19 protein-coding genes are annotated in these 21673 nt (G+C 63.1%); 9 read left to right on the forward strand and 10 right to left on the reverse strand.

The window, feature by feature from the left end; all coding sequences use genetic code 11:
• Positions 1-54: 54 nt before the first annotated feature.
• The gene (locus tag AC1DWQ_RS04415) at positions 55-2040 is read right to left on the reverse strand and encodes an SDR family oxidoreductase (RefSeq protein ID WP_477668537.1); all 1986 of its coding nucleotides are present in this window, start codon (positions 2038-2040) and stop codon (positions 55-57) included.
• A gap of 248 nt (positions 2041-2288) precedes the next feature.
• Here AC1DWQ_RS04415 and AC1DWQ_RS04420 point away from each other — a divergent pair, with 248 nt between their 5' ends.
• From AC1DWQ_RS04420 to AC1DWQ_RS04435, 4 genes are all read left to right on the forward strand, one after another.
• Positions 2289-2792, forward strand: a complete 504-nt coding sequence (locus AC1DWQ_RS04420) for a phasin family protein (RefSeq protein WP_431098472.1) — start codon at positions 2289-2291, stop codon at positions 2790-2792.
• Positions 2793-2931: 139 nt separating this feature from the next.
• The gene (locus AC1DWQ_RS04425) at positions 2932-4221 is read left to right on the forward strand and encodes a patatin-like phospholipase family protein (protein ID WP_477668538.1); all 1290 of its coding nucleotides are present in this window, start codon (positions 2932-2934) and stop codon (positions 4219-4221) included.
• 133 nt (positions 4222-4354) lie between these two features.
• Entirely contained in the window at positions 4355-5014 is a 660-nt protein-coding gene (locus tag AC1DWQ_RS04430) for a TetR/AcrR family transcriptional regulator (protein ID WP_477666536.1), read from the forward strand.
• A 59-nt stretch (positions 5015-5073) separates the two neighbouring features.
• Positions 5074-5847: a tetratricopeptide repeat protein gene (locus tag AC1DWQ_RS04435; protein ID WP_477668539.1), complete on the forward strand. Its 774-nt coding sequence runs from the start codon at positions 5074-5076 to the stop codon at positions 5845-5847.
• Positions 5848-6188: 341 nt separating this feature from the next.
• On the opposite strand, the gene AC1DWQ_RS04440 is transcribed toward AC1DWQ_RS04435, so the two are convergent.
• The 4 genes from AC1DWQ_RS04440 to AC1DWQ_RS04455 form a co-directional block, all read right to left on the reverse strand.
• Positions 6189-6875 carry an HAD-IB family hydrolase gene (locus AC1DWQ_RS04440; RefSeq protein WP_477668540.1) on the reverse strand — a complete coding sequence of 229 codons (687 nt, stop codon included), beginning with the start codon at positions 6873-6875 and terminating at the stop codon, positions 6189-6191.
• Positions 6863-8401, reverse strand: coding sequence for an ArnT family glycosyltransferase (locus tag AC1DWQ_RS04445; RefSeq protein WP_477668541.1), 1539 nt, complete (start codon positions 8399-8401; stop codon positions 6863-6865). The genes AC1DWQ_RS04440 and AC1DWQ_RS04445 overlap by 13 nt, the downstream gene beginning before the upstream one ends.
• 74 nt (positions 8402-8475) lie before the next feature.
• On the reverse strand, positions 8476-9426 hold the full coding sequence (locus AC1DWQ_RS04450; protein WP_477668542.1) for a lysylphosphatidylglycerol synthase transmembrane domain-containing protein: 951 nt from the start codon (positions 9424-9426) through the stop codon (positions 8476-8478).
• Entirely contained in the window at positions 9423-10301 is an 879-nt protein-coding gene (locus AC1DWQ_RS04455) for a decaprenyl-phosphate phosphoribosyltransferase (RefSeq protein WP_477668543.1), read from the reverse strand. Before AC1DWQ_RS04455 ends, AC1DWQ_RS04450 begins: the two co-directional genes overlap by 4 nt.
• 93 nt (positions 10302-10394) lie before the next feature.
• Between AC1DWQ_RS04455 and argE the strand changes: the two genes are divergently transcribed.
• The gene (gene argE / locus AC1DWQ_RS04460; RefSeq protein ID WP_477668544.1) at positions 10395-11618 is read left to right on the forward strand and encodes an acetylornithine deacetylase; all 1224 of its coding nucleotides are present in this window, start codon (positions 10395-10397) and stop codon (positions 11616-11618) included.
• Positions 11619-11713: 95 nt separating this feature from the next.
• On the opposite strand, the gene AC1DWQ_RS04465 is transcribed toward argE, so the two are convergent.
• Positions 11714-12844, reverse strand: coding sequence for an ABC transporter substrate-binding protein (locus tag AC1DWQ_RS04465; RefSeq protein ID WP_477668545.1), 1131 nt, complete (start codon positions 12842-12844; stop codon positions 11714-11716).
• Positions 12845-13018: 174 nt separating this feature from the next.
• Positions 13019-14170, reverse strand: a complete 1152-nt coding sequence (locus AC1DWQ_RS04470) for an ABC transporter substrate-binding protein (RefSeq protein ID WP_477668546.1) — start codon at positions 14168-14170, stop codon at positions 13019-13021.
• 79 nt (positions 14171-14249) lie between these two features.
• On the opposite strand from AC1DWQ_RS04470, the gene AC1DWQ_RS04475 reads away from it, so the two are divergent.
• The gene (locus AC1DWQ_RS04475) at positions 14250-16352 is read left to right on the forward strand and encodes a molybdopterin-containing oxidoreductase family protein (protein WP_477668927.1); all 2103 of its coding nucleotides are present in this window, start codon (positions 14250-14252) and stop codon (positions 16350-16352) included.
• Between the two features lie 6 nt (positions 16353-16358).
• On the forward strand, positions 16359-17498 hold the full coding sequence (locus AC1DWQ_RS04480; protein WP_477668547.1) for an aminopeptidase: 1140 nt from the start codon (positions 16359-16361) through the stop codon (positions 17496-17498).
• Positions 17499-17549: 51 nt separating this feature from the next.
• On the opposite strand, the gene AC1DWQ_RS04485 is transcribed toward AC1DWQ_RS04480, so the two are convergent.
• From AC1DWQ_RS04485 to AC1DWQ_RS04495, 3 genes are all read right to left on the reverse strand, one after another.
• Positions 17550-18020: a GNAT family N-acetyltransferase gene (locus AC1DWQ_RS04485; protein ID WP_477668548.1), complete on the reverse strand. Its 471-nt coding sequence runs from the start codon at positions 18018-18020 to the stop codon at positions 17550-17552.
• Positions 18017-18823 carry a class I SAM-dependent methyltransferase gene (locus tag AC1DWQ_RS04490; protein WP_477668549.1) on the reverse strand — a complete coding sequence of 269 codons (807 nt, stop codon included), beginning with the start codon at positions 18821-18823 and terminating at the stop codon, positions 18017-18019. The genes AC1DWQ_RS04485 and AC1DWQ_RS04490 overlap by 4 nt, the downstream gene beginning before the upstream one ends.
• A 234-nt stretch (positions 18824-19057) precedes the next feature.
• On the reverse strand, positions 19058-19972 hold the full coding sequence (locus tag AC1DWQ_RS04495) for an alpha/beta fold hydrolase (protein ID WP_477668550.1): 915 nt from the start codon (positions 19970-19972) through the stop codon (positions 19058-19060).
• A gap of 394 nt (positions 19973-20366) precedes the next feature.
• Here AC1DWQ_RS04495 and AC1DWQ_RS04500 point away from each other — a divergent pair, with 394 nt between their 5' ends.
• Positions 20367-20699, forward strand: a complete 333-nt coding sequence (locus tag AC1DWQ_RS04500; protein WP_477668551.1) for a polyhydroxyalkanoic acid system family protein — start codon at positions 20367-20369, stop codon at positions 20697-20699.
• Between the two features lie 20 nt (positions 20700-20719).
• On the forward strand, positions 20720-21667 hold the full coding sequence (locus AC1DWQ_RS04505; RefSeq protein ID WP_477668552.1) for a LysR family transcriptional regulator: 948 nt from the start codon (positions 20720-20722) through the stop codon (positions 21665-21667).
• The last annotated feature ends 6 nt before the right edge of the window (positions 21668-21673 follow it).

Here is a 21673-nt window from a genome sequence, read left to right on the forward strand (position 1 = left end):
ACGAAAAACGGGCCTGGAGAACCAGGCCCGTTTGGCATCAAGCCTGAAACAGGCTCAGAAATGAATCCCGCGCATCATCTGCTGCATCGCCACCGCTTCGGCCGACAGCGTCGGTTTGGCGCTCTTGTCGCCCTTGGCGGCCGATGAGTCGGGGAACATGCGAAAGCTGGTGTTCATGGCGATCTGGGCGATGCGCGGCACCAGCGCATGCATGAGCTGGCCGGTGATGCCCAGGCGGGTGGCCACGCGTACCGGCTTGAAGATGCAGGCCTGCGCAATCATGTCGGCGGCCTCTTCAGGGGACAGCGTGGGCACGTTGTTGTACAGGTTGGTCGGCGCGATCATGGGCGTGCGCACCAGCGGCATGTTGATGGTGGTAAAGCTGATGCCGACGTCGGCAAACTCACTGGATGCGCAGCGCGTCCAGGCGTCCAGCGCGGCCTTGGAGGCCACATAGGCCGAGAAGCGCGGTGCATTGGTCAGCACACCGATGGAGCTGATGTTGACCACATGGCCCTTGCGCTTGGCAGCCATGCCGGGCAACAGCCCCATGGTCACGCGCAGGCAGCCAAAGTAATTGAGCTGCATGGTGCGCTCGTAATCGTGAAAGCGGTCGTAGCTGGCCTCAATGGCGCGGCGGATGGAGCGGCCCGCGTTGTTGATGAGGAAGTCGACGCCGCCATGGTTGGCGATCAGCTCCTTGATGAAACGGTCGCAATCCACCATGTCGGCGATGTCGGCCGGGTAAGCCACGAAGTTATAGCCTTTGGCCTTGGCTTCCTTGCAGGCTTCGTCGAGCTTGTCCTGGTCGCGCCCGCAGATGATGGTGATGGCACCCGCATCGGCAAACTTGTGCGCCGCCGCCAGGCCGATGCCTGACGAACCACCGGTGACCAATACCACCTTGCCGTTGACGGTGCCGCGCAGCGACCGGTCGATATGCAGATCGGGATCCAGGTGGCGTTCCCAGTGATCCCAGAGGCGCCAGGCGTAGTCTTTCAGGTTGGGGCAATCGATGTTCGAGCCCTTGAGCGCGGCCAGGGTGTCGCGGCAGTCAAAGCGGGTCGGGTAGTTGACAAACGTCAGCATGTCTTCCGGCAGGCCCAGGTCGGCCAGCACCGCATTGCGCACACGGCGCACCGGCGCCAGCGCCATCAGGCTCTTTTTGACGCCGCGCGGGATAAAGCCCAGCAGGGCGGCATTCACGAACAGGTTCATCTTGGGCGCATGGGCTGCGCGGCTGAAGATGTCCAGCACATCGCCGACGCGGTAGCCCACCGGGTCCACCAGGTGAAAGCATTTTTTGGCAATACCGGTTTTGTGGCTGAGGTGGTCCAGCGCATCGACGACAAAGTCGACCGGAACGATGTTGACCCGCCCGCCCTCCAGCCCCACTGCCGGCATCCAGGGCGGCAGCAGCTGCCGCATGCGCTGGATCAGCTTGAAGAAGTAGTACGGCCCGTCGATCTTGTCCATTTCGCCGGTGGTGCTGTCGCCGACCACCATGGCAGGGCGAAACACCGTCCACGGCACCTTGCATTCCTTGCGCACGATTTTTTCGCTCTCGTGCTTGGTCATGAAATACGGGTGCTCGTAGTTTTCGGCTTCCTCGAACATGTCCTCGCGGAACACGCCTTCATAGAGGCCGGCAGCGGCGATGGAGCTCACATGGTGAAAGTGGCCGGCGTCAATCGCCTTGGCAAATTCCACCGTGTTGCGGGTGCCGTCAATGTTGACGGCCACCTGGCTTTCCTCGTCGGCGCTCAGGTCATACACCGCAGCGAGGTGGTAAAAATGCCCGACCTGCCCCTTGAGTTTCTTGATGTCTTCACTGCTGACACCGAGCTTTTTGCTGGTCAGGTCGCCGTGCACGGCAACGGCGCGGGCGGCGGGTACACCCCAGTATTCCCTCAGCGCCGCCACTTTGCCGGCGCTTTCCTTGCGGATCAGGAAATGAACGGTCGTTCCTTTTCGTTCCAGAAGTTTTTTTACCAGGCGCTTGCCAATGAAGCCTGTGGCCCCTGTAACGAAATAATGCATTTGTGTTTCCTCCGCTGAACGGCCAAGTCAAAAAGTGATTCTTGCTTAAACGGCATGACTCTCTATTCAGCAGAAACCCGCGCTCAGCCTGACTGCACGTACTTTTCCGTAGAGCCGCATGCCTAGAACCTGTTCACGGTTCTAGAACGCAACACCTAAACGCCGTCACAGGGAGGGCTTATATTTTCCCCGTGCGTGCGGCATACTGCCCGCGAAGTTCCATAACCACAAACTGTCTGGAGTAAACCATGGTCAAGAAACTGCAAAAAATGAGCGCCGACAAGAAGTCCGGCCCACAGCTGTCCGGTGCCGTCAAGGAATCCGCCCAGCAAATCTGGCTGGCCGGCCTGGGCGCCTTCTCCAAGGCGCAGGAAGAAGGCGGCAAAGTGTTTGAGACCCTGGTCAAGGAAGGCCTGTCCATCCAGCGCAAGACCCAGGCCGTGGCCGAAGGCAAAATTTCTGAAGCCACCAACAAGATGGCCAGCATGGCCACCGACATCCAGTCCAAGGCCGGCCACCAGTGGGACAAGCTGGAAAACATCTTCGAAGACCGCGTGGCCAAGGCCCTGAACAAACTCGGCGTGCCTTCCGCCAAAGACGTGGACGCCCTGATCGCACGCATTGACGAGCTCAACCGCAATGTGCAAAAAATGGGCGGCAAGCCAGCAGCCAAAACCGCAGCGGCAAAACCCGCCGCCAAAAAGGCGGCACGCCCCGCGGCCAAACGCCCAGCTGCACGCAAATCGGCCTGAGCACACGGTGCTCTGGAAAAAAGGGACATGCCGTCCCTTTTTTTACGCCCGCGCCCAATCGCCCCACAGCTCACCCAGCACCCTGACTTTGCTGCAGAGCAGCAAATAGTTCCAGGAGCGCCGTCTACACTTTCCTGCCATGACCCAAGCCAAGCCTGCAAAAAATAAACGCCCTGCCAAGCCGCGCATTGCTTTGGCGTTGTCAGGCGGCGGTCCGTTGGGCGCCATCTACGAAATCGGTGCGCTGTGCGCGCTCGACGAATCCCTGCAGGGGCTTTCATTCACCGAACTGGACCACTATGTCGGCGTGTCCGCCGGCGGTTTCATCGCGGCGGGCCTGGCCAACGGCATGACGCCGCGCGAGCTGTGCGCCGCCTTCATTGAAAACGGCGACCAGGCATCGGAGGTGTTTGACCCGGCCTGGCTGATGGTGCCGGCATACGGCGAATTTTTGCGGCGCGGCATCATGTTGCCCGGCTTGCTGGCGTCGGCGGCCTGGCGCGCCACTTTCGGGCGCAAGTCGCTGGTCAATGCGCTGGAGGCGCTGGGCCCGGCCTTGCCCACCGGTGTTTTCTCCAATGACGAAATCGACAAGCGCCTGGCCGCGCTGTTTTCCAAACCCGGCCGCACCAACGACTTTCGCCAGCTTCGCACACGGCTGACACTGGTCGCGACGAATCTGGACAGCGGGGACGCCGCGCCCTTTGGCCGCCCCGGCTGGGACCACGTGCCCATCTCCAAAGCCGTGCAGGCCAGCTCGGCCCTGCCGGGCCTGTTTCCGCCGGTGGAGATCGACAGCCACTACTACGTGGACGGCGCGCTGAAAAAGACCATGCACGCCGGCGTGGCGCTGGACGATGGCGTTGACCTGATGTTTTGCCTGAACCCGCTGGTGCCCTTCAACGCCACCCGCGCACCCGCGCTGGCCATGAACCAGCGCGTCATGCGCCGGGGCCTGCCGGCCGAAAAGCAGGCCATTCCGCGCATCGTGCAAGGCGGCCTGCCCGCCGTGATGAGCCAGACCTTCCGCTCGATGATCCACTCGCGGCTGGAGCTCGGCATGAAGCACTACGCGCATGCCTATCCCGGCACCGACATCGTGCTGCTGGAGCCTGACGCCCGCGACACCGAGATGTTCCTGGCCAATACCTTCAGTTACCGGCAACGCCGCGAGCTGGCCGAGCACGCCTACCAGAACACCCGTCAGATGCTGCGCTCGCGCAAGACCACGCTGTCTGCCACGCTGGCGCGGCACGGTGTGTCGCTGAACCTGGACGTTCTGGAAGACCCCAGGCGCCACCTGGTGACTGAAAGGCCTGCAGCCACGCGCGTGGGCCGCGCCATTGCTTCGCTCGAAGACGTGATGGAAGATCTGAGCCACGCGCTGCGGCCCGCCGCGCACAAGCTGCCCGCGTCGGCCCGGGCTTAACCCAAAGGTTTGCCAAAGGTGCGTGCCATCCCGTTCACCTTGTTGCAAACCGCCGTGCGGATTGATGGACTTCCCTAGTGTCGCCCGGGGAAACGCTGGGTTAGAGTAAAGAACAACACGAGGTAGACAACTTATGGCGAAAAAAGCGCCGCGCCGTACAGCAGAACGGATCCTGGAGGTCACCCTGGACCTGTTCAACCGCTTTGGCGAGCCCAATGTGTCGACCACGCTGATCTCCGCCGAGCTCAGCATCAGCCCCGGCAACCTGTACTACCACTACCCGGCCAAAGACGAGCTCATCAACTCGCTGTTTGACCGCTACGAAAAATCCCTGAGCGAGCTGCTCAATGCCAGCGACGGCGTGCGCGATGTGGAAGATGCCTGGTTTTTCATGCACACGCTGTTCGAGCTGATCTGGCAGTACCGCTTTTTGTACCGCGACCTCAATGACCTGCTGAGCAAGAACCGCCGCCTCGAAACCCACTTCCAGTGGGTGCTCAAAAACAAGACCCGCGCAGTGAAAGCCCTGCTGGACGGCATGAGCCGCTCCGGCGCTGTGACGATTGATTCGCGCGAGGTCGAGGCCACGGCCACCAGCATGGTGGTGGTGCTCACTTACTGGCTGAGCTTTGAGTACGTGCGCGACCCGCGCAACGCGCTGGAACCTGCCAACGCACAGGCCGCCCTGCTGCGCGGCGCGCACCACGTGCTCAACCTGCTGATTCCCTATCTTGAGCAAGGCCAGCGCGCCCACCTGCAGGCGCTGGTCGGGGCTTACAGCAACCCGGCTTGAATTCCGTCAAACTGCCGTCATTCATAACACCAACAATTTTTACCAAGGAGACAACACACATGGCCAAATGGACTGCCTTTCCCCACGCCGGCGACTACACATTTGATGCCGCCAGCCTGAAAAAGAGTTGGACCCGCCTGCACCAGGGCGACTGCGAGCCCCTGCCCAAGGATGCCGATGTGCTGCAGGCCTGGGTACTGTTTCATAACGGCGACTTCCAGAAAGCGGCGGAAGCCGGCGCCAAGGCCGGCGGCGACGGCATCACCGTGGCCAACAAGGCCACCAGCATGTACGCCACCTACCTCGAAACCAAGGAAAAGGCCAAGCTGGACATGTTCATGGAAGTGGCCGCACGCGCCGAAGCCCAGCAAAAAGCCGACCCGAAGAACGCCAACGCCTGGTACTGGCAGGCCTATGCGCTGGGCCGCTACAGCCAGGGCATCAGCGTGGCCAAGGCGCTGGCCCAGGGCCTGGGGACCAAGGTGAAGAATTCGCTGGAGCAGGCCATCAAGCTCTCACCCAGGCACGCAGACGCGCACATTGCGCTGGCGGCCTTTCATGCCGAGGTGATCGACAAGGTGGGCTCGCTGATCGGCGGGATGACCTACGGCGCCAAAAAAGACATCGGCCTGGCGCTCTACAAGGACGCGCTGAAGCTGCACCCGGGCTCGGCCATCGGCATGATCGAATACGCCAACGGCCTCGTCATGCTGGAAGGCGACAAAAAAATGAAGGAAGCCACCAAGCTGTACGAGCAGGCCGCAGCCAGCAAACCGCTGGACGCCACCGAACGGCTGGACGTGGAGATGGCCAAGGCCGAACTCGAAGACTGAGCGGTACCGAAGCCTTACTCAGCACTCCCGGCAGGGCCCGCGCGTCGCAAGGCGCACGGGCCCTGCCTGTTTTTCGCTATGATTTTGATAGCTGCTTGTGCAATTCAGCATTGGCCTGGAGGTCAAATTGATGCTCAAAAACAGGCCGAAATGGCCTTCAAACTGGTGTTTTGGGGCCGGTTTTGGCGATTTCCAGCGCCGCAAAGCAGGTTTTGAGGCACTTTTTGAGTGCCAAACAGGGCTGAAAGGCATAAGGATCTTGCGCAAGCAGCTATCAAAACCATAGCATCAGCAACGTGGGCCCGCCTGCGTCAGGCGCCGGGCCAGGCCGGCTCAAGCCCTCACACCGGCCGTGCCGCATCCACCCAAGGCTTGCCCCGGTACCACGCATGCCGGGCCAGCCGCAGCATGGGCTTGTCGCCGGAGGTATCGCCATAGGCATACAGGGTGACGCCGGCCAGCGCTGTTTCCCCATAGCGCTCCAGCGCCCAGGCCTGCAGTCGCAGCACCTTCTGCTCGCCATGGCAGTTGGGGGTGCTCATGCGACCAGTGAGGCGGCCGGTGAGATGCCCGTCCTCACCCTCGCCCACCACTTCCATTTCCGTGCAGAGCAGCGCGTCAAACCCCAGCTGCCGCGCCACCACCTGCAGGTAGATGTCGGGCGACGCGCTGACCATGACGCAGCAATGCCCGGCCTCGCGGTGCCAGGCCAGGCGCGCCATGGCGTCCTCGCGCAGCTGGCCGGGAAAATCGTGGGCCAGCCAGCGGGCCGTCCAGCCCTGCATCTCGGCCAGGCTGCGGCCGGCCAGCGTGGCCTGCATCAGCTTGCCTTTGGCGACGTGGTTGGGCACCAGGCGCAGCGCATAGCCGGCCAGCCACGGGAAGCAGCGGAGCAAGGCCCCCAGGAACCGTGGCCAGCCCAGGCCGCGCGCCAGGAAAGGAATGAAGGTGTCGCGCCGGGTCAGCGTGCCGTCGAAGTCAAAGGCGGCAACGACGGGACCGGTCTCGGCGGCGCTCACCTCGGGCATCGCACCTGCCCGCAGTAGCGCACGCAGAAGGGGCAGCCCGTCATCGGCAGCCACGAAGGAATGTTGAAGTAGCGTTTGAAAATCGTGCCCAGCACGCCTTCGCGGTAGGCCTGGTATTTGAAGCCCGTGCCTTCGACCGCGTAAAAGGGCACGCCGTCCTGCTCGAAGCTGAGCACACGCACCGACTCGAAGTAAGGCGCAAACTCTTCCAGCTTCGGCTTGTCGGCGACGATGACACGCACCGTTTTGCCCTGGTAGAGCGAAAAGTCGACCTGCATGTCGTCCTGGCGCGCATGGAACTTGCCGACGCCGAACACCGGCATGTATTCGCGGCGCTCAAAACCGAAAATCGACGCGGGCGTGTAGGCCTCGCCCATCAACACCACGCCGGGCACGGTGACCTGCTGCAGCATTTCGGCCGTCTTGTAGCTGCGGATGATCTGCGGATACAGCTTGGTAGTTTTCCAGGTATCCAGCGACGTCATGTACAGCCCGGCCACCACCAGCACATGCAGGCCGGCAAACACGGCCAGCCCCTTGGCGCAGGCCTTGAGCCTGTCAGCCGGCAAGGCAACCGCCAAAAAGGCGAAGCCAAAAGGGTAAAACGACAGCACCCAATGCAGGCCAATCACCTTCTTGCCTGACAGCAGCGCAAAAAACAGCAGCGGCACCACCACCAGGCAGGCCAGCAGGCGCTGGTTCCGTGCGGCGGCCATCAGCGCATCACGGTAGCGCACAGCCATCCATACCGCCACGGGCGTGATCAGGTAGACCATCATGCCGATGTAGGTCAGCGGCTTGCGCCATTCGAACACCGCGTCTTCGTTGCGGTTGTAGACGTTGAACATGATGTTCGACCAGCCGTGCGACATGTTGTAGGCGATGTTGATGGCCGGGCCGGGCAATGCACACAACACCAGCAGCGCAAAACCCGCGAGCCGTTCACGCCGGTACAACACGAAGTAGACGAGATAACTGAAGCCGAGTACTACCGAGAAGTATTTCGACAGAAAAGCGCAGCCCAGGAAAAGCCCCGACAGGGCGTAGAGGCCGTAAGCGGCGCGGTCCAGCGCCGCCCGGCGCTCGGCGCGCATCAGCGCGGCAACGGACAGCGCCGACCAGAAAATCAGCGGTGTGTCGGTGGTGATCAGGACGTTGAGCCAGTTCAGCGGCGCCAGCCAGAAGAACAGCACAGCCCAGGCGGCGCGCACCTTGCCCGCGGGCTTGAGCGCCCACCACAACGCCGCACCCAGCGCCAGCGGCAGCAACACGATGGGCAGGCGAATCGACCAGAGGCTGTCGCCCAGCGTGGCGCGCATCAGCGCAATCAGCCAGCCCACCATGGGCGGGTGGTCTGAATAGCCCCAGGCGGGGTACACCCCCCACCAATAGAAAAAGGCCTCGTCGCCGGTGACCGGAAAGGTGACGGCGATCCAGAACCGCAGCAGCAGTGACAGGAGGCCCGCACCCAGCAGCCAGCGGCTCAGCGAAACGGGAAAGGCGGCGGTGTCGTGGTTCTGGGGCATGGAAACTGGGAGGACGGGTAGGCCTGGCGGCTTTGCATGGTGCGGGAAAAGCCAGGAATGAAGGCCCGCAGTGGCTAGCGAAAACTGATTTCCTTGCGGATGGCCGCACTATAAAGCAAGGCCACCACGCCAATGGCGACGGCCAGCCACAGGGTCAGCAGCCGCACCAGCACCGTGATGGAAAGGGCTGCGGCCGGTGTGGCGCCCTGCGCCACCAGCAGGCCGGTCAGCACGGCTTCGGTGCCGCCCAGGCCGGCCGGCAGGGCAGACAACGCACCGGCCACCATGGCGACCGCGTAAAAACCGGTGGCCGTCAGCAGGCCGAGGGGGACATTCATCTCGCGGCATACCAGCCAGACCGCGACGCCCTGGGCTGCCCAGGCCGTGAGCGTCAGGCCAAACCAGAGCAGCGGCCGCACCGCCAGGCACAACCAGGCCTCCTGCAGCCAGGCAAAGCGCTGGAACAGCCGCGCGCGATGTTTGAACAGCAGGCCCATCACCAGTGCCAGCAGCAGGGCCGCAGCGGCCAGCAGCCCGGCTAGCCAGCCGGGCGACGCCGGCATCGCACCATGGTTCAGGCCCCACCACACGGCGGGAAAACACAGCAGCAACAGGCACAGCAGGTCGGCCAGCCGTTCGGCGCCGAAGATGGCCAGGCTTTGCGCCGTGCCCAGCGGGCGCTGCGCCAGCATCAAGCCGCGCACCGCTTCACCCACATTGCCCGGCGTGGGCGTGAAGGCATAACCAGCCAGGTACAGCCGCAGCCCCTGCAGCCAGCCGAAATGGCGCCCAAAGTGGGCCATCCACAGCCGCCAGCGCAGGCCGCGCAGCAGATAGTTAAGCAGGCAAAGGCCTGCTGCCTGGGCGCCCGTCCACGACCACAGCAGCGCGAGCGAGGCCCTGGGGCTGTCACCCCAGATCAGCAGCACGGCCGCATAAGCCGTGGCCACCACGCCGAGCACCAGCAACAGCTGCTTGAACGGCAAGGTGCCGCGCGCGGGCGGCGGAGCGCCCTCGGGAATCACAGGCGGCGGCTCAGGAAGATGGCCAGCCAGAGCGTGCCGGCCGCCAGGATCCACGGGTCCCGCAGCATGTCGCGCGCCACGTCTTCACCGCGGCCGCGGTGCACCTGGTAGGTGTAGCGCAGCATGCCGAAAATGACCACCGGCACGGTGTAGAGCAGGCGCTCGCCGTGCTGCAGCTGCGCCTCGGGGCTGGTGGCAAACAGGCTGTAGGTGGTCAGCGTGGCCGTCATGGTCGCGGCCATGAAGGTGTCGAGCAGGGCCGCCGGGTAGTGCGCCAGCACGGCGCGCTGACTGGCTTCTTCATGAAAAGTTTCGGCCTTGCGTTTGGAAAAACCGAGGAACAGGGCCACAAAAATGCCGGTGAGCAACAGCCAGCGCGAAGGCGGAATGCCGACGGCCACGGTGCCGGCCAGCAGGCGCAGCATGAAGCCCGAGGCAATGATGGACACGTCGACCACCGGTACCTGCTTGAGCCGCCACGAATACGCCAGGTTGAGCACCGTGTACAGGCCCAGCAACACCAGCAGCGTGCGGTTGCCCGCGGCCAGCAGCAGGCCCGCCATCAGCAACAGGACCGCCAGCACCAGCGCCACCGGCACAGCCACTGCGCCACTGGCCAGCGGCCGGTGGCGCTTGGTGGGGTGCAGGGCGTCGCTCGCGCGGTCATGCCAGTCGTTGATGATGTAGACCATGCTGGAGAGGCAGCAGAACGCCGCAAAGGCGTAGAAGACGCGCAGGTCCAGCGCGGTGTCCTGCCAGTTCTGGCTGAACACCAGGCCGGCAAACACAAAGGCGTTTTTGAGCCACTGGTGCGGCCGCATGAGCCGTATCAATGCAAGCGGGGAAGAGAACAAGGAAGGGGGCAAGGAAGACATCAGGATGGGCAAAAACGCCCCGGAGGAAAGCGACGTTGAAGCATACCTGACGGGACCGGCTTCACATATCAGGGAATGCGGCCAAAATAGGCCATGGATTCCGCACCTTTCTCCCCCATCCTCACGGCTCCCACCTTGACCCCCTCGCCCTCGGTTCCTTCGGTGTCCCCCCACGCCCTGCAGTTGGTCCAGACCCTGGTCCGCATGAACACGGTCAGCCACAACTCGAACCTGGCGCTGATTCATTTCGTGCGCGACGAGCTGCGAAAACTCGGCGTGGCCAGCCGCATCACCACCAATTCCGACAAAACCAAGGCCAACCTCTTTGCCACGCTGGGCGAAGGCAAACCGGCCGGCATCATCCTGTCGGGCCACACCGACACGGTGCCCTGGGATGGCCAGGACTGGACGCTGGACCCGCTGTCGGCCACGGTCAGTGACGGCCGGCTGTATGGCCGCGGCAGCTGCGACATGAAGGGTTTTATCGGCCTGGCGCTGGCCCACGCCGGGGATTTTTTGAACAGTCAGGCGCCATTTGCGGTGCATCTGGCGCTGAGCTACGACGAGGAAGTCGGCTGCATGGGCGTGAAGGAGCTGATTGCCGACATGAAGGACGCGGGCATCAAGCCGCTCGCCTGCATCGTGGGCGAACCGACGAGCATGGTGCCGGCCACCGCGCACAAGGGCGTGTACCGCTACAAATGCTGCGTGCGCGGCAAGGAGGCGCACTCCTCGCTCACGCCGCAATCCGTCAACGCCATCGAGATGGCGGCGCGTGTCGTCGGCAAGCTGCGCGACATGGCCGACGGCTTTGAGGCCAACGAGCCGCGCTATGAAGGCTTCGACGTGCCCTTCAGCACCGCCAGCGTCGGCCAGTTCCACGGCGGCATTGCCGACAACGTGGTGCCGCGCGACGCGGAGTTTCGCTACGAATTCCGCAACCTGCCCACGGCGGATGCGGCTTTAATGCAAAAAGAGCTTGTAGCCTATGCGGAACGTGCGCAACCAGCTATGAAAAAGATAGCGCCCGACGCCGGCTTCAGCTTTGAGACGATTTGTGAAGTACCGGCCTTCCTCGGCTCCGCCGGCGACGCGGTGACCCAACTGGCCCAGCGCCTGGCAGGCACGAAAGAAACCACGCTGGTCGCTTTCGGCACCGAAGCAGGCCTGTTCAAAAACGCCGGCATTCCCACAGTGGTGTGCGGACCCGGCAGCATCAACCAGGCGCACCAGCCCGACGAATTTGTGAGTCTGGAGCAGCTCGCGCGCTGCGAGGACTTCATGCAAGGCTTGGCGAACACCGGCGAGCTTCGCTAGAGGCGGGCTTTCGCGCAGGCCATCGCGGAACCGGCTTTGCCGGGCCGCAGGTGGCGCCCCCTTAGGGGGAGGCGGCCGCAGGCCGCTTCGGGGGGTTACGTCCGTATTCGGCCGTCGCCCGTCAGCATCGACAGTTCCACGAAGTGGGACGCCACATGGTCGGTCGGCGAGAACGTCACGGAAAATCCGCCCACCGACTGGGTGCCGATGGCTTCCATGCCCGAAATCAGCGACTCGCGGGTCATCTTGGCGCCGCCGCGCTTGAGGCCGTCCACCAGAATCCTGGCGGCCACATAGCCTTCCATGCTGGAGAAATTGACCTTCGCGTCCTTGCCGGCCGCCTTCACCGCTTCAGTAAACTCGCGCACAATCGGCCGCGCTCCGTTGTAGGGCGAAGGCATGACCTGTGACACCACCACGCCTGCTCCATCCTTGCCCAGCTCATCGGCCAGCGCCTGCGTTCCGACAAACGACACGTTGTAGAACGTGCCGCCGTAGCCGGCCTTGCGGGCTTCGCGGATGAAGGCGGCGCAGGCCTTGTAAGCACCGATCTGCACGACCGCATCGGGGCCCGCGGCCACCAGCGTGGTGACGGCCTTGGCCACGTCCACCGTGTTGCGTTCAACAGTCGCCTGCGCCACGGGCTTCAGGTTCTGCGCACCCAGGGCCAGCGTGACGCCGTCCAGCCCGGCCTTGCCGTAGGCGTCGTTCTGGTAGAACACGGCGATTTTCTTCAGCCCCAGGGCGGTCAGCTGTTTGACGATAAGGCCGGTTTCGTCGTTATACGAAGCGCGCACGTGGAAGGCATATTTGTTGAAGGGGTCACGCAAGGCCATGGCACCGGTAAACGGCGCGATGAACGGGACTTTGTCTTTGGTGGCCAGCGGCAGGGCGACGATGCTGGTGGGGGTGCCGATGTAGCCGAACAGCGCAAACACCTCGTCGTCGATCAGCTTGCGGGTATTTTCGGCGCAGCGGGCGGGCTCATAGCCGTCATCCAGGTTGCGGATTTCAATCAGGCGCTTGTTGACGCCGCCCTGTTCGTTGACCTGGTCGAAGTACACCTTCGCGCCCTGGTAGAACTGGATGCCCAGCTGCGCAGCCGGGCCAGTGAAAGGCGCCGACTGGCCCAGGATGATCTTGTCGGTCTGGGCATGCGCGATGTTGAAACCCGCCAGCACGGAAGCGCCGACAGCGGTGGAAAAGGTTCTGCGAGTAATGTTCATGACGCTATCTTCGCAACAAAAATTTACAAACGGCTTGATTTGTAAAAACTAAGTTACAAATACGTGAGATAGGTCACTACTTTAGCGGAAGCCAGCAACGCAACAGCCGGTAATTTGTCACCTTTTGCATCATCCAGCCCACAACACTCGCCAATTTCCGCTATCTCACCCTTCCTATTCCCGCACCCGCCCGGTGGCATCAATCAGGCTGAGCTCCACCAGTTTGGAGCCCACGCGGTCCCCGTCAAAGTGAACCCGAAAGCCGCCCAGGCTCAGCTCCTGCATGGTGTCCAGTGCCTTGCGCAATTTGACGCGGGTCGGGTCCTTTCCGGCCTTGCGCAGCGCTTCGACATAGGTCCAGGCGGCGATGTAGCCTTCGAGCATGTACACATTGGGTTTGCCCAGTTTGGCCGCTGTAGCGTCGGCCTGCAGTTCACGGACCAGGACGCTCTTGGCGTTGTCCGACTTGGGTGTGACGCGCACCACCACCACACCGGCACCGGCTGCACCCAGCTGCTCGGCCAGCAGGCTTTCGCCAGTGCTGGAAAAGCCGTAGATGGGCCCCCGAAAGCCTTTGGCACGCAAATCGCGTATCGCGCTGGCGGCGCCGGAAGCGTCGCTGATGACCAGTACGGATTCAGGCTTCTTGCCCAGAATCTGTTCAACGCTCGTGGCCACACTGCCGCCCGAGAGGGCCGACTTGGCCACCAGGTTGGCGCCCAGCCCGCCCATGGTGCGCTCGGCCGAATCCAGCGCCGCCATTGACTCGGCATCCTTGCCGTGCAGGATGGCCAGCTTGCGCATGCCCAGGGTTTCGGCATGCCGCGTGATCATGGCGGCTTCTTCCGAATAACCGGGCCGGACCGAATACACGTTGGGATAGAGCGAGCCGCGCAGCTCGTCGGCGCCGGCCATGGGGGCGAACAGCAAAATGTCGGTGTCTTTCAACAGCGGATTGACGGCCGTGACCTGTGGTGAGCCGTAGTAACCGAAGAGCGAAAACACCTTCTGGTCCAGCAGCTTGCGGGTGTTGGCCGCGGCGGTATCGGGGTTGCCCGCATCGTCCAGCGTGGTCAGTTCGATCTTGCGGCCGTTGACACCGCCGCCGGCATTGACGTGGTCGAAATAAAGGCGCGCGCCTTGGGCAAACGGCACAGCCAGCGTGCTGCCGGGCCCGGTCATGGCCAGGGATTGCCCCAGCGTGACAGCGGTTTTACTGATGCCATCTTCGGCATACACCCCCGGCGCCATCAGGGCGGCCAGTGCCGCTACCATGGTGATCCTGGCCAGCACGCGGAATGAATGCATTCCTGTTTTTGTTGTCATGTCGTCTCCTCATCCCCGGGGGCCGGTATGCCTGCCAATATAAAGTTGAACCATGAGCAATACCATCAGCATCTCCCCTATGGCCAAGGCCGAACCTGACACCGGGCTGAAGCCTGCGGCCCTGCAGGTGCTGGGCGCCTGCCCGCACGACTGCCCGGACACCTGCTCGCTGCTGACCACGGTGGAAGATGGCGTGGCCATTCGTGTGCAGGGCAACCCGGACCACCCCCACACCGGCGGCGTGCTGTGCAACAAAGTCTCTCGCTACACCGAACGCACCTACCACCCTGAGCGCCTTTTGCATCCACTCAAACGCAGCGGGCCCAAGGGCAGCGGGCAGTTTGAACCCGTGAGCTGGGAAGCGGCGCTGGCCGACATTGCGGCCCGCCTCAAAGCCATCGCAGCGCGCAACCCCGAGGCCATCGTGCCTTACAGCTATGCCGGCACCATGGGCCAGGTGCAGGGTGAAAGCATGGCGGGCCGGTTTTTCAACCAGCTCGGCGCGTCACTCCTGGACCGCACCATCTGCTCATCAGCCGGCGGCGAGGCCCTCACGCAAACACTGGGCGGCAAGGTCGGCATGCGGGTGGAGTTTTTCGCCGAATCGAAACTCATCATCATCTGGGGCAGCAACTCCATCGGCAGCAACCTGCACTTCTGGCGTTATGCACAGCAGGCCAAACGCGACGGCGCCAAGCTGGTATGCATCGACCCGCGCAAAAGCGAAACCGCCGAGAAATGCCATGAGCACATCGCCCTGCTGCCGGGCACCGACGCGGCGCTGGCACTGGCGCTGATGCACGAACTGATCACCCACGACTGGCTCGACCATGACTACATCGCGCAGCACACCCTGGGCTGGCAAGACCCCGACGGCGGACTGCGCGAACGTGCGCTGCAGTGGCCTCCCGAACGCGCGGCACAGGTCTGCGGCGTGCCGGCGGAACAGATCCGATCGCTGGCCCGCGACTATGGCGAATGCTTCGTCAACCGGCAGCCTGCAGCGATCCGCCTGAACTACGGCATGCAGCGCGTGCGCGGCGGCGGCAATGCGGCGCGCGCCATTGCCTGCCTGCCCGCGCTGACGGGTGCGTGGCGGCACCGGGCCGGCGGCGTGCTGCTCAGCAGCTCGGGCCTGTTCCCGGTCGACAAAGCTGCCCTGCAGCGGCCCGACCTGCTGCAGGACCGCCAGCCGCGCACCATCAACATGAGCACCATCGGCAACGCCCTGCTGGAACCCACGTCGGTGCAGTTCGGCCCGAAGATCGAGGCGCTGATCGCCTACAACAGCAACCCGGTGGCAGTGGCGCCGGAATCCGGAAAAGTGGTTCAGGGCTTCGCGCGTGAAGACCTCTTCACTGTGGTGCTTGAGCACTTCCAGACCGATACGGCCGACTACGCCGACTACATCCTGCCGGCCACCACGCAGCTGGAGCACTGGGATGTGCATGCCTCCTACGGCCACACCGACGTGCTGCTGAATCGCCCGGCCATCGCGCCCATGGGCCAGGCCAAACCCAACACGCAGATCTTTCGCGAGCTGGCCGCCCACATGGGCTTTACCGGGCCCTGCTTTGCCGACAGCGACGAGCAGCTGTGCCGCGCGACGTTTGGCGACAAGGTGGACTTCCAGCAGCTGCTGGACATGGGCTTTGCCACGCTGACGCTGCCCGATGCGCCGTTTGCCGAAGGCAACTTCCCCACGTCGTCGGGCCGCTGCGAATTCTTCAGTGCCCGGCTGGCAGCCACAGGCGCCGACGGCTTGCCTGGCCACGTGCCCAATTACGAAGCAGCCGACACGTCCGACCTGTTCCCGCTGGCCATGATCTCGCCGCCCGCGCGCAACTTCCTCAACTCCACCTTCGTCAACGTGAAAAGCCTGCGCGACATGGAAACCGAACCGGTGCTGGAGATTCATGCAGACGATGCCGCCGCGCGCGGCATCACCACGGGCGCGGTCGTCAAGGTGTTCAACCAGCGCGGCGAGTACCGCGTCAAGGCCGAAGTCTCCGCGCGGGCGCGCCCCGGCGTGGTCAACGGCCTGGGTATCTGGTGGCGCAAGCTGGGCCTGGACGGCACCAATGTGAACCAGCTCACCAGCCAGCACCTGACCGACATGGGCCGCGGCCCCGTTTTTTACGATTGCCTGGTGCAGGTGCAGCGCGACGCTGAAACAGCTTGAGGCACGGTGAGCCGAACGCGCGCCAAGACACTGACCGGCCTGGCTGCTGCGCTGGCCGCAGCCGCACTGTGCCTCACGGGGTGTGCTGACCTGGGTTACTACTGGCAGTCCGTCAGCGGCCACATGCAGATGCTCAACGCGGCCCGGCCGGTGGACGACTGGCTCGGTGATGCGCAAACATCGGCCTCGTTGAAAAGCCGGCTGGAACTGTCGCAGCGCATCCGCAGCTTTGCGGTGGCCGAGCTGAAACTGCCCGACAACGCCAGCTACCGGCGCTATGCCGACCTGCGCCGCAGCGCCGTGGTCTGGAACGTGGTGGCAGCGCCGGCGTTTTCGCTCACGCTCAAAACCTGGTGCTTCCCGGTCACGGGCTGTGTAGGCTACCGCGGTTACTTCAATGAGGCCGACGCGCGCGCCGAAGCGGCGCGGCTCAAGGCCGAAGGCCTGGAAGCCAGCGTTTACGGCGTGCCCGCGTATTCCACGCTGGGCTGGATGAACTGGGCCGGCGGCGACCCTTTGCTCAACACCTTCATCGGCTACCCTGAGGGGGAACTGGCCCGGCTGATCTTTCACGAACTGTCGCACCAGGTGGTGTTTGCGCCGGGTGACACGATGTTCAATGAATCGTTTGCCACTGCCGTCGAACGCCTGGGTATCGAGCGCTGGCTGGCCACGCAGGCTGGCGATGACGCACGCAAGGCCTACGCGGTATTCGATGGCCGGCGCCGGCAGTTCCGCGCGCTGGCACTGGCCACGCGCCGCGAACTGACCGCAATTTATGATCAAAATGATGCCGCAGCCCAATCAGAACCTGCGCAAGCAGCTAGCAAAATGATAGCGTACCAGCGCTTTCGCGACGCCTATGCTGAACTCAAGGCATCATGGGGCGGCTTTGCCGGTTACGACCTGTGGGTGGCGAACGCCAACAATGCCTCGTTTGGCGCACAGGCCGCGTACGACGAACTGGTGCCGGGCTTTGAAGCCTTGTTCGAACACGAGGGCCGTGACTGGCAACGGTTTTATGATGCGGTCAAAAAGCTGGCCCGGCTACCCAAGGACGAACGGCGCAAGGCACTTGAACACAACATGGTGAACCTTGCGCAGGCACACAGTCACCAACGCAAGGCCGGACAGCCCAAAGAGTAGTTCAACCTGGGCAGCGTCCCGGCACATGCGGCGAGGGGCGTATCTATAGGCTTACACGCACATGATCGTGAGGCTGTGTCCCTGATATTCCGTATGTTCGACGACTTTCCAGCCGAGCCGGGCATACAGGGCTTCGCTGTTCGGTGTAAACAGGTAGACCTTGTCTTTGCCCATGCCGGCGGCCTCCCGAACCACATGCCGGACCAGCGCCGACCCAATCCCCTTGTTCCTGTGCTCGAGCGCTACATAAACACTGGACAGCCAGGGAGACAAGTGGGAATGGGTAATCGTTTGTGGCAGCAAGCTCGCCGACCCCAAAAGCCGGCCTTCGCAAACCGCCACAAAGGTCATCGGCAACGCGCCCTTCTGCGCGGATGCCTTCAGCCTTTGTGTGCGCTGCTCAACCGTAACCGATGTATTGAGATAGCCGAATTGCGCCTGGTGCCACGCGGCCAGCGCCGCAAGGTGCTGCGGGTGGTCGGCAAGATGGCCAATGCACACAGGAGATGCTGCGTGCCTCATGCCAGTTGAACCCAGGCAGCAACAGACATGGGCGGCACGGTCACAGTGTGCTCGTCGCGGCCCGCCAATTCCCGAGCCAGCAACGCGTCGACATCGTGATGATCCGCATCAGCACGCCCGAGCTTTCGGGCCATGGGTGTCACCGACCTGACCGCCTCCAGAGGCAGTTCGATTGAACGTGCACCATACTGAAGAGGTGCTGATGTCTGCACCTGCACACTGCCGTAGCGCGTCAAAATACTTGGGAGCCTTGCTGCCATGTACGGATTGATGCCTGCGTCCAGCATGACATCGCCTATGAACACAATCGCCTCATGTGTTTCTGGCGATGCAGGCGGCCAGATGCTGCTGTGTACGCCGCGGAAAAAATCCATCTCCAGAAACGCCATCGTTCCACCCGGCCGGACCCAATTCGCCACGCGCGCAACAGCAGCCTCGGGACTTGCGACGTACAGCAGGAAGTACCGGCCAACTATGGCGTCAAACGTCCGGGCCGGCTCAAAATCGTCCATATCTGCCAAAACAAACTTCACGTTCCGGAAACCCGAATCAGCGATGCGCAAAGCGGCGGCGTCAAGCTGGGCCGGGTCCCGGTCCACCGCCGTCACTTCGCCGCCGGGCCCCACACGGCTTGCCAGCAACAAGGTCATATCACCGCTTCCGCAGCCCAGTTCCAGGACCTGGGACCCAGGCTGTACGTCGGCCCCTGTCAGCAGGTTCTCGGTAAGCGGCAGTATTGCCAGCCCCTGCATTTTCAACCGGTCGCGCTCTTTTTCACTGCTGTGCAACGGGTAGATTTTCATCCTTCATGGATCCTTTTTCCTGGTTGTCATGTCGTTCCAGAGCGGCGGCAAAGTACCCGCACCAGATGCCCGAATCGGGCAGGCATACATCGGCGATGTGACGCCAGCAACGTGATTCTCGAAAGAGCAGTATCCAGCCCCTGCAAAGCTCTGCACAGTGTGTGAACTACGGTATCCAGAGATCTCAGCCCGGTAGGCAATACCGTAGCCAAGCCGGCTCTGACCACGACCGGGCTAGAAAATCCCGTATTGCGCGGCCCGGTGCGCAGCTTCAGCCCGCGTTTTGCTACCCAGGGCTTTCAAGGCAGCGCTCACATGCATTTCAACCGTACGAGGACTCAGGGATAGTGTGCGTGCGATCTGTTTGTCGGTCTGTCCTTGCGCTACCTGCCTCAGCACCTCGGCTTGGCGCACTGTCAGCCGGAAAGCAGGTGCCGCAGCGCCCTCGTTGCCGGCGAGAAATTCAAGCACGGTATCGCGCACCCCGGGCCATGCCGGCTCCTCCTCCAAAGGGATGTTGTTGTGCGAGTCAACCGGAACGAAGCGTGCGGCAGGAATGAGTGTGGCCAGCCTTTGCCCTTCGTCTATCGGATACAAAATGTCTTGGCGGGCATGCAGAACCAGGCAAGCGGTGTCAATCCGCTGCGCACTTGCGCTGAGGTCCAGGTCATAAAACGCGCGGACGCTCTGTGCAGCGATGGCGCCGTTCATGCGCTGGCTGACGATTCGATCATGGGCCTCAAGTTGCCCGGCCGAGGCGTCCGGGAGAAATTGCGCCGTGAATATGCGCCGAAAAGATACCGCAAACTCGCTTCTCCCATCCAGCCCGGATTCGTACACCTGCAACGCCGCCATGGCATCGTCCCGTTGCGCGGGAGTCAATTCACGCCGCAAACGCCCGCGAACGGCCCCTCCATAGATAACCAGGCGCGTCAACCGGGCAGGATGGCGGGCGGCATACTCGATTGCTGCATACGACCCCGTACACACCGCCATCATGGCAAAGCGCGTCAGACCCGCTGCATTGACGACCGCCTCAATGTCTTCCACCCAGGCATCCAGGGACATGCGCGCAGGCTTGCGCTCCGAAAGCCCACAGCCCCGCATATCGAGCCTGATCACGGTGTGACGGGCGGCCAGCGCGTCCATCCAGTGCCTGCTCGCGGGTCCAGGCGATGTCAGGTCGTTGTCGGTGTACTGCAGGGTGACCCATACAACTGGCGGCCCGCAGCCAGTTGCAGTGAAAGCGATGGCCGTTCCATCGGCGCTTTTGCAAAAATGAATGGAATTTGGATTCTTCAAAAGAGGGGGCTGTTGCAAATTTGTCTGACAACGCACGGGTAGATGGGGGTGCGTCAACAGTGCTCAGTATCACATCACAACGCAGTGTCTTGAACAGGGCCGAAAGCGTAGCCCGCTTTGAAATACTGCCTGAACGAAACGTCGGCACCGGTAAGCGTTTTATGATGCAGTCAAACGGCTGGCCCGGCTGCCAAAGACGAACGGCACAAGGCGCTTCAAATCAACAACACGGAGACCACGAATGGCTGACATCCAGATCCAGCGCGAACACACCCTGGGCCTTGCGGAGGCGCGCAAGATAGCCTTCAAATGGGCCGAGCAGGCCGAAGAAAAATTCGACATGGAATGCACTTACGAAGAGGGCAAGGACGAAGACCTGGTCAGCTTTACCCGCTCGGGTGTCAGCGGCACGCTGACCGTCACCAAGGACCGCTTCGATCTCCAGGCCAAGCTGGGTTTCCTGCTCGGCGCCTTCAAAGACAGGATCGAGGACGAGATCGTGAAAAACCTGGACGCCCTGATCGCGAAAAAGCCTGCGGCCAAAAAAGCCACCACCAAAAAGAAGGCGGCCTGAGTTTTCAGGCTCATTTCCCCGTGAGCTACAACCTCGCCCGGTTTGACCTGGTGTCGGTGCGCCTGGCGGTGGCCTGCGCCCAGACAGGCAGCCTGACGGCCGCGGCACGCGACTCGCACCTGGCGCTGGCTGCCGCCAGCCGGCGCATCCGGGAGCTTGAGGACGCCCTGGGCGACGCGCTGTTCGAACGCCACCCACGCGGCCTGCTCCCCACGGCGGCGGGCCGCGTCTTCGTCAAGCACGGCCTCACCCTGCTGCAGACCATGGAACAGTTGGGCGGCGAACTGGCCGACCTGCGGCGCGGCATCGCGCGCCACATCCGGTTGTGTGCCAGCAGCGCTGCCATCAGCCAGTTTTTGCCGCCGCTGCTGGCACGCTATGGTGAGCTGCACCCGCAGGTGCATATCGACCTGGAAGAGCAGGTGTCGGAAGCGGTGGCGGCTACCCTGCGTGAAGGCCGGGCCGACGTGGCGGTGTTCGTGGAAGGCCCGGACACCACCGGGCTGGACACCCGGTTGTTCCGCGAAGACGAGCTGGTACTGATCCTGCCCGCCGGCCACACGCTGGCAGGCAGCAAGACACCGCTGGCCTTTGTCGATGCGCTCGACGAGGAATGGATCAGCCTGACCGCTGGCGCCGCCATGCTGCAAAAGCAGCAACAGGCCGCGCTGGCCGCCAACCGGCCGCTGAAATTACGCATGCAGGTGCGCAGCTTTGACGCGGTATGCCATATGGTGGCCTCAGGCTTGGGTGTGGCCATCTTGCCCAAAGCCGCCACGCTGCCCATGGTCAAAAGCATGAAACTCAGCTGGCGGCCGCTGGCCGACGCCTGGGCCCAGCGCCGCCTGCTGACAGCCACCATCACGGGCCAGCCCGATGCGGGTATTGCCTCGCTGGCGGACTTCCTCAGCCCGAAAGAGGTCCCGCCTTCGCAAAACGCGAAACCCAAGGCCCCAAAGCGCAAATAGACGGGA

This window comes from Polaromonas sp. P2_G11 (genome assembly GCF_056403595.1).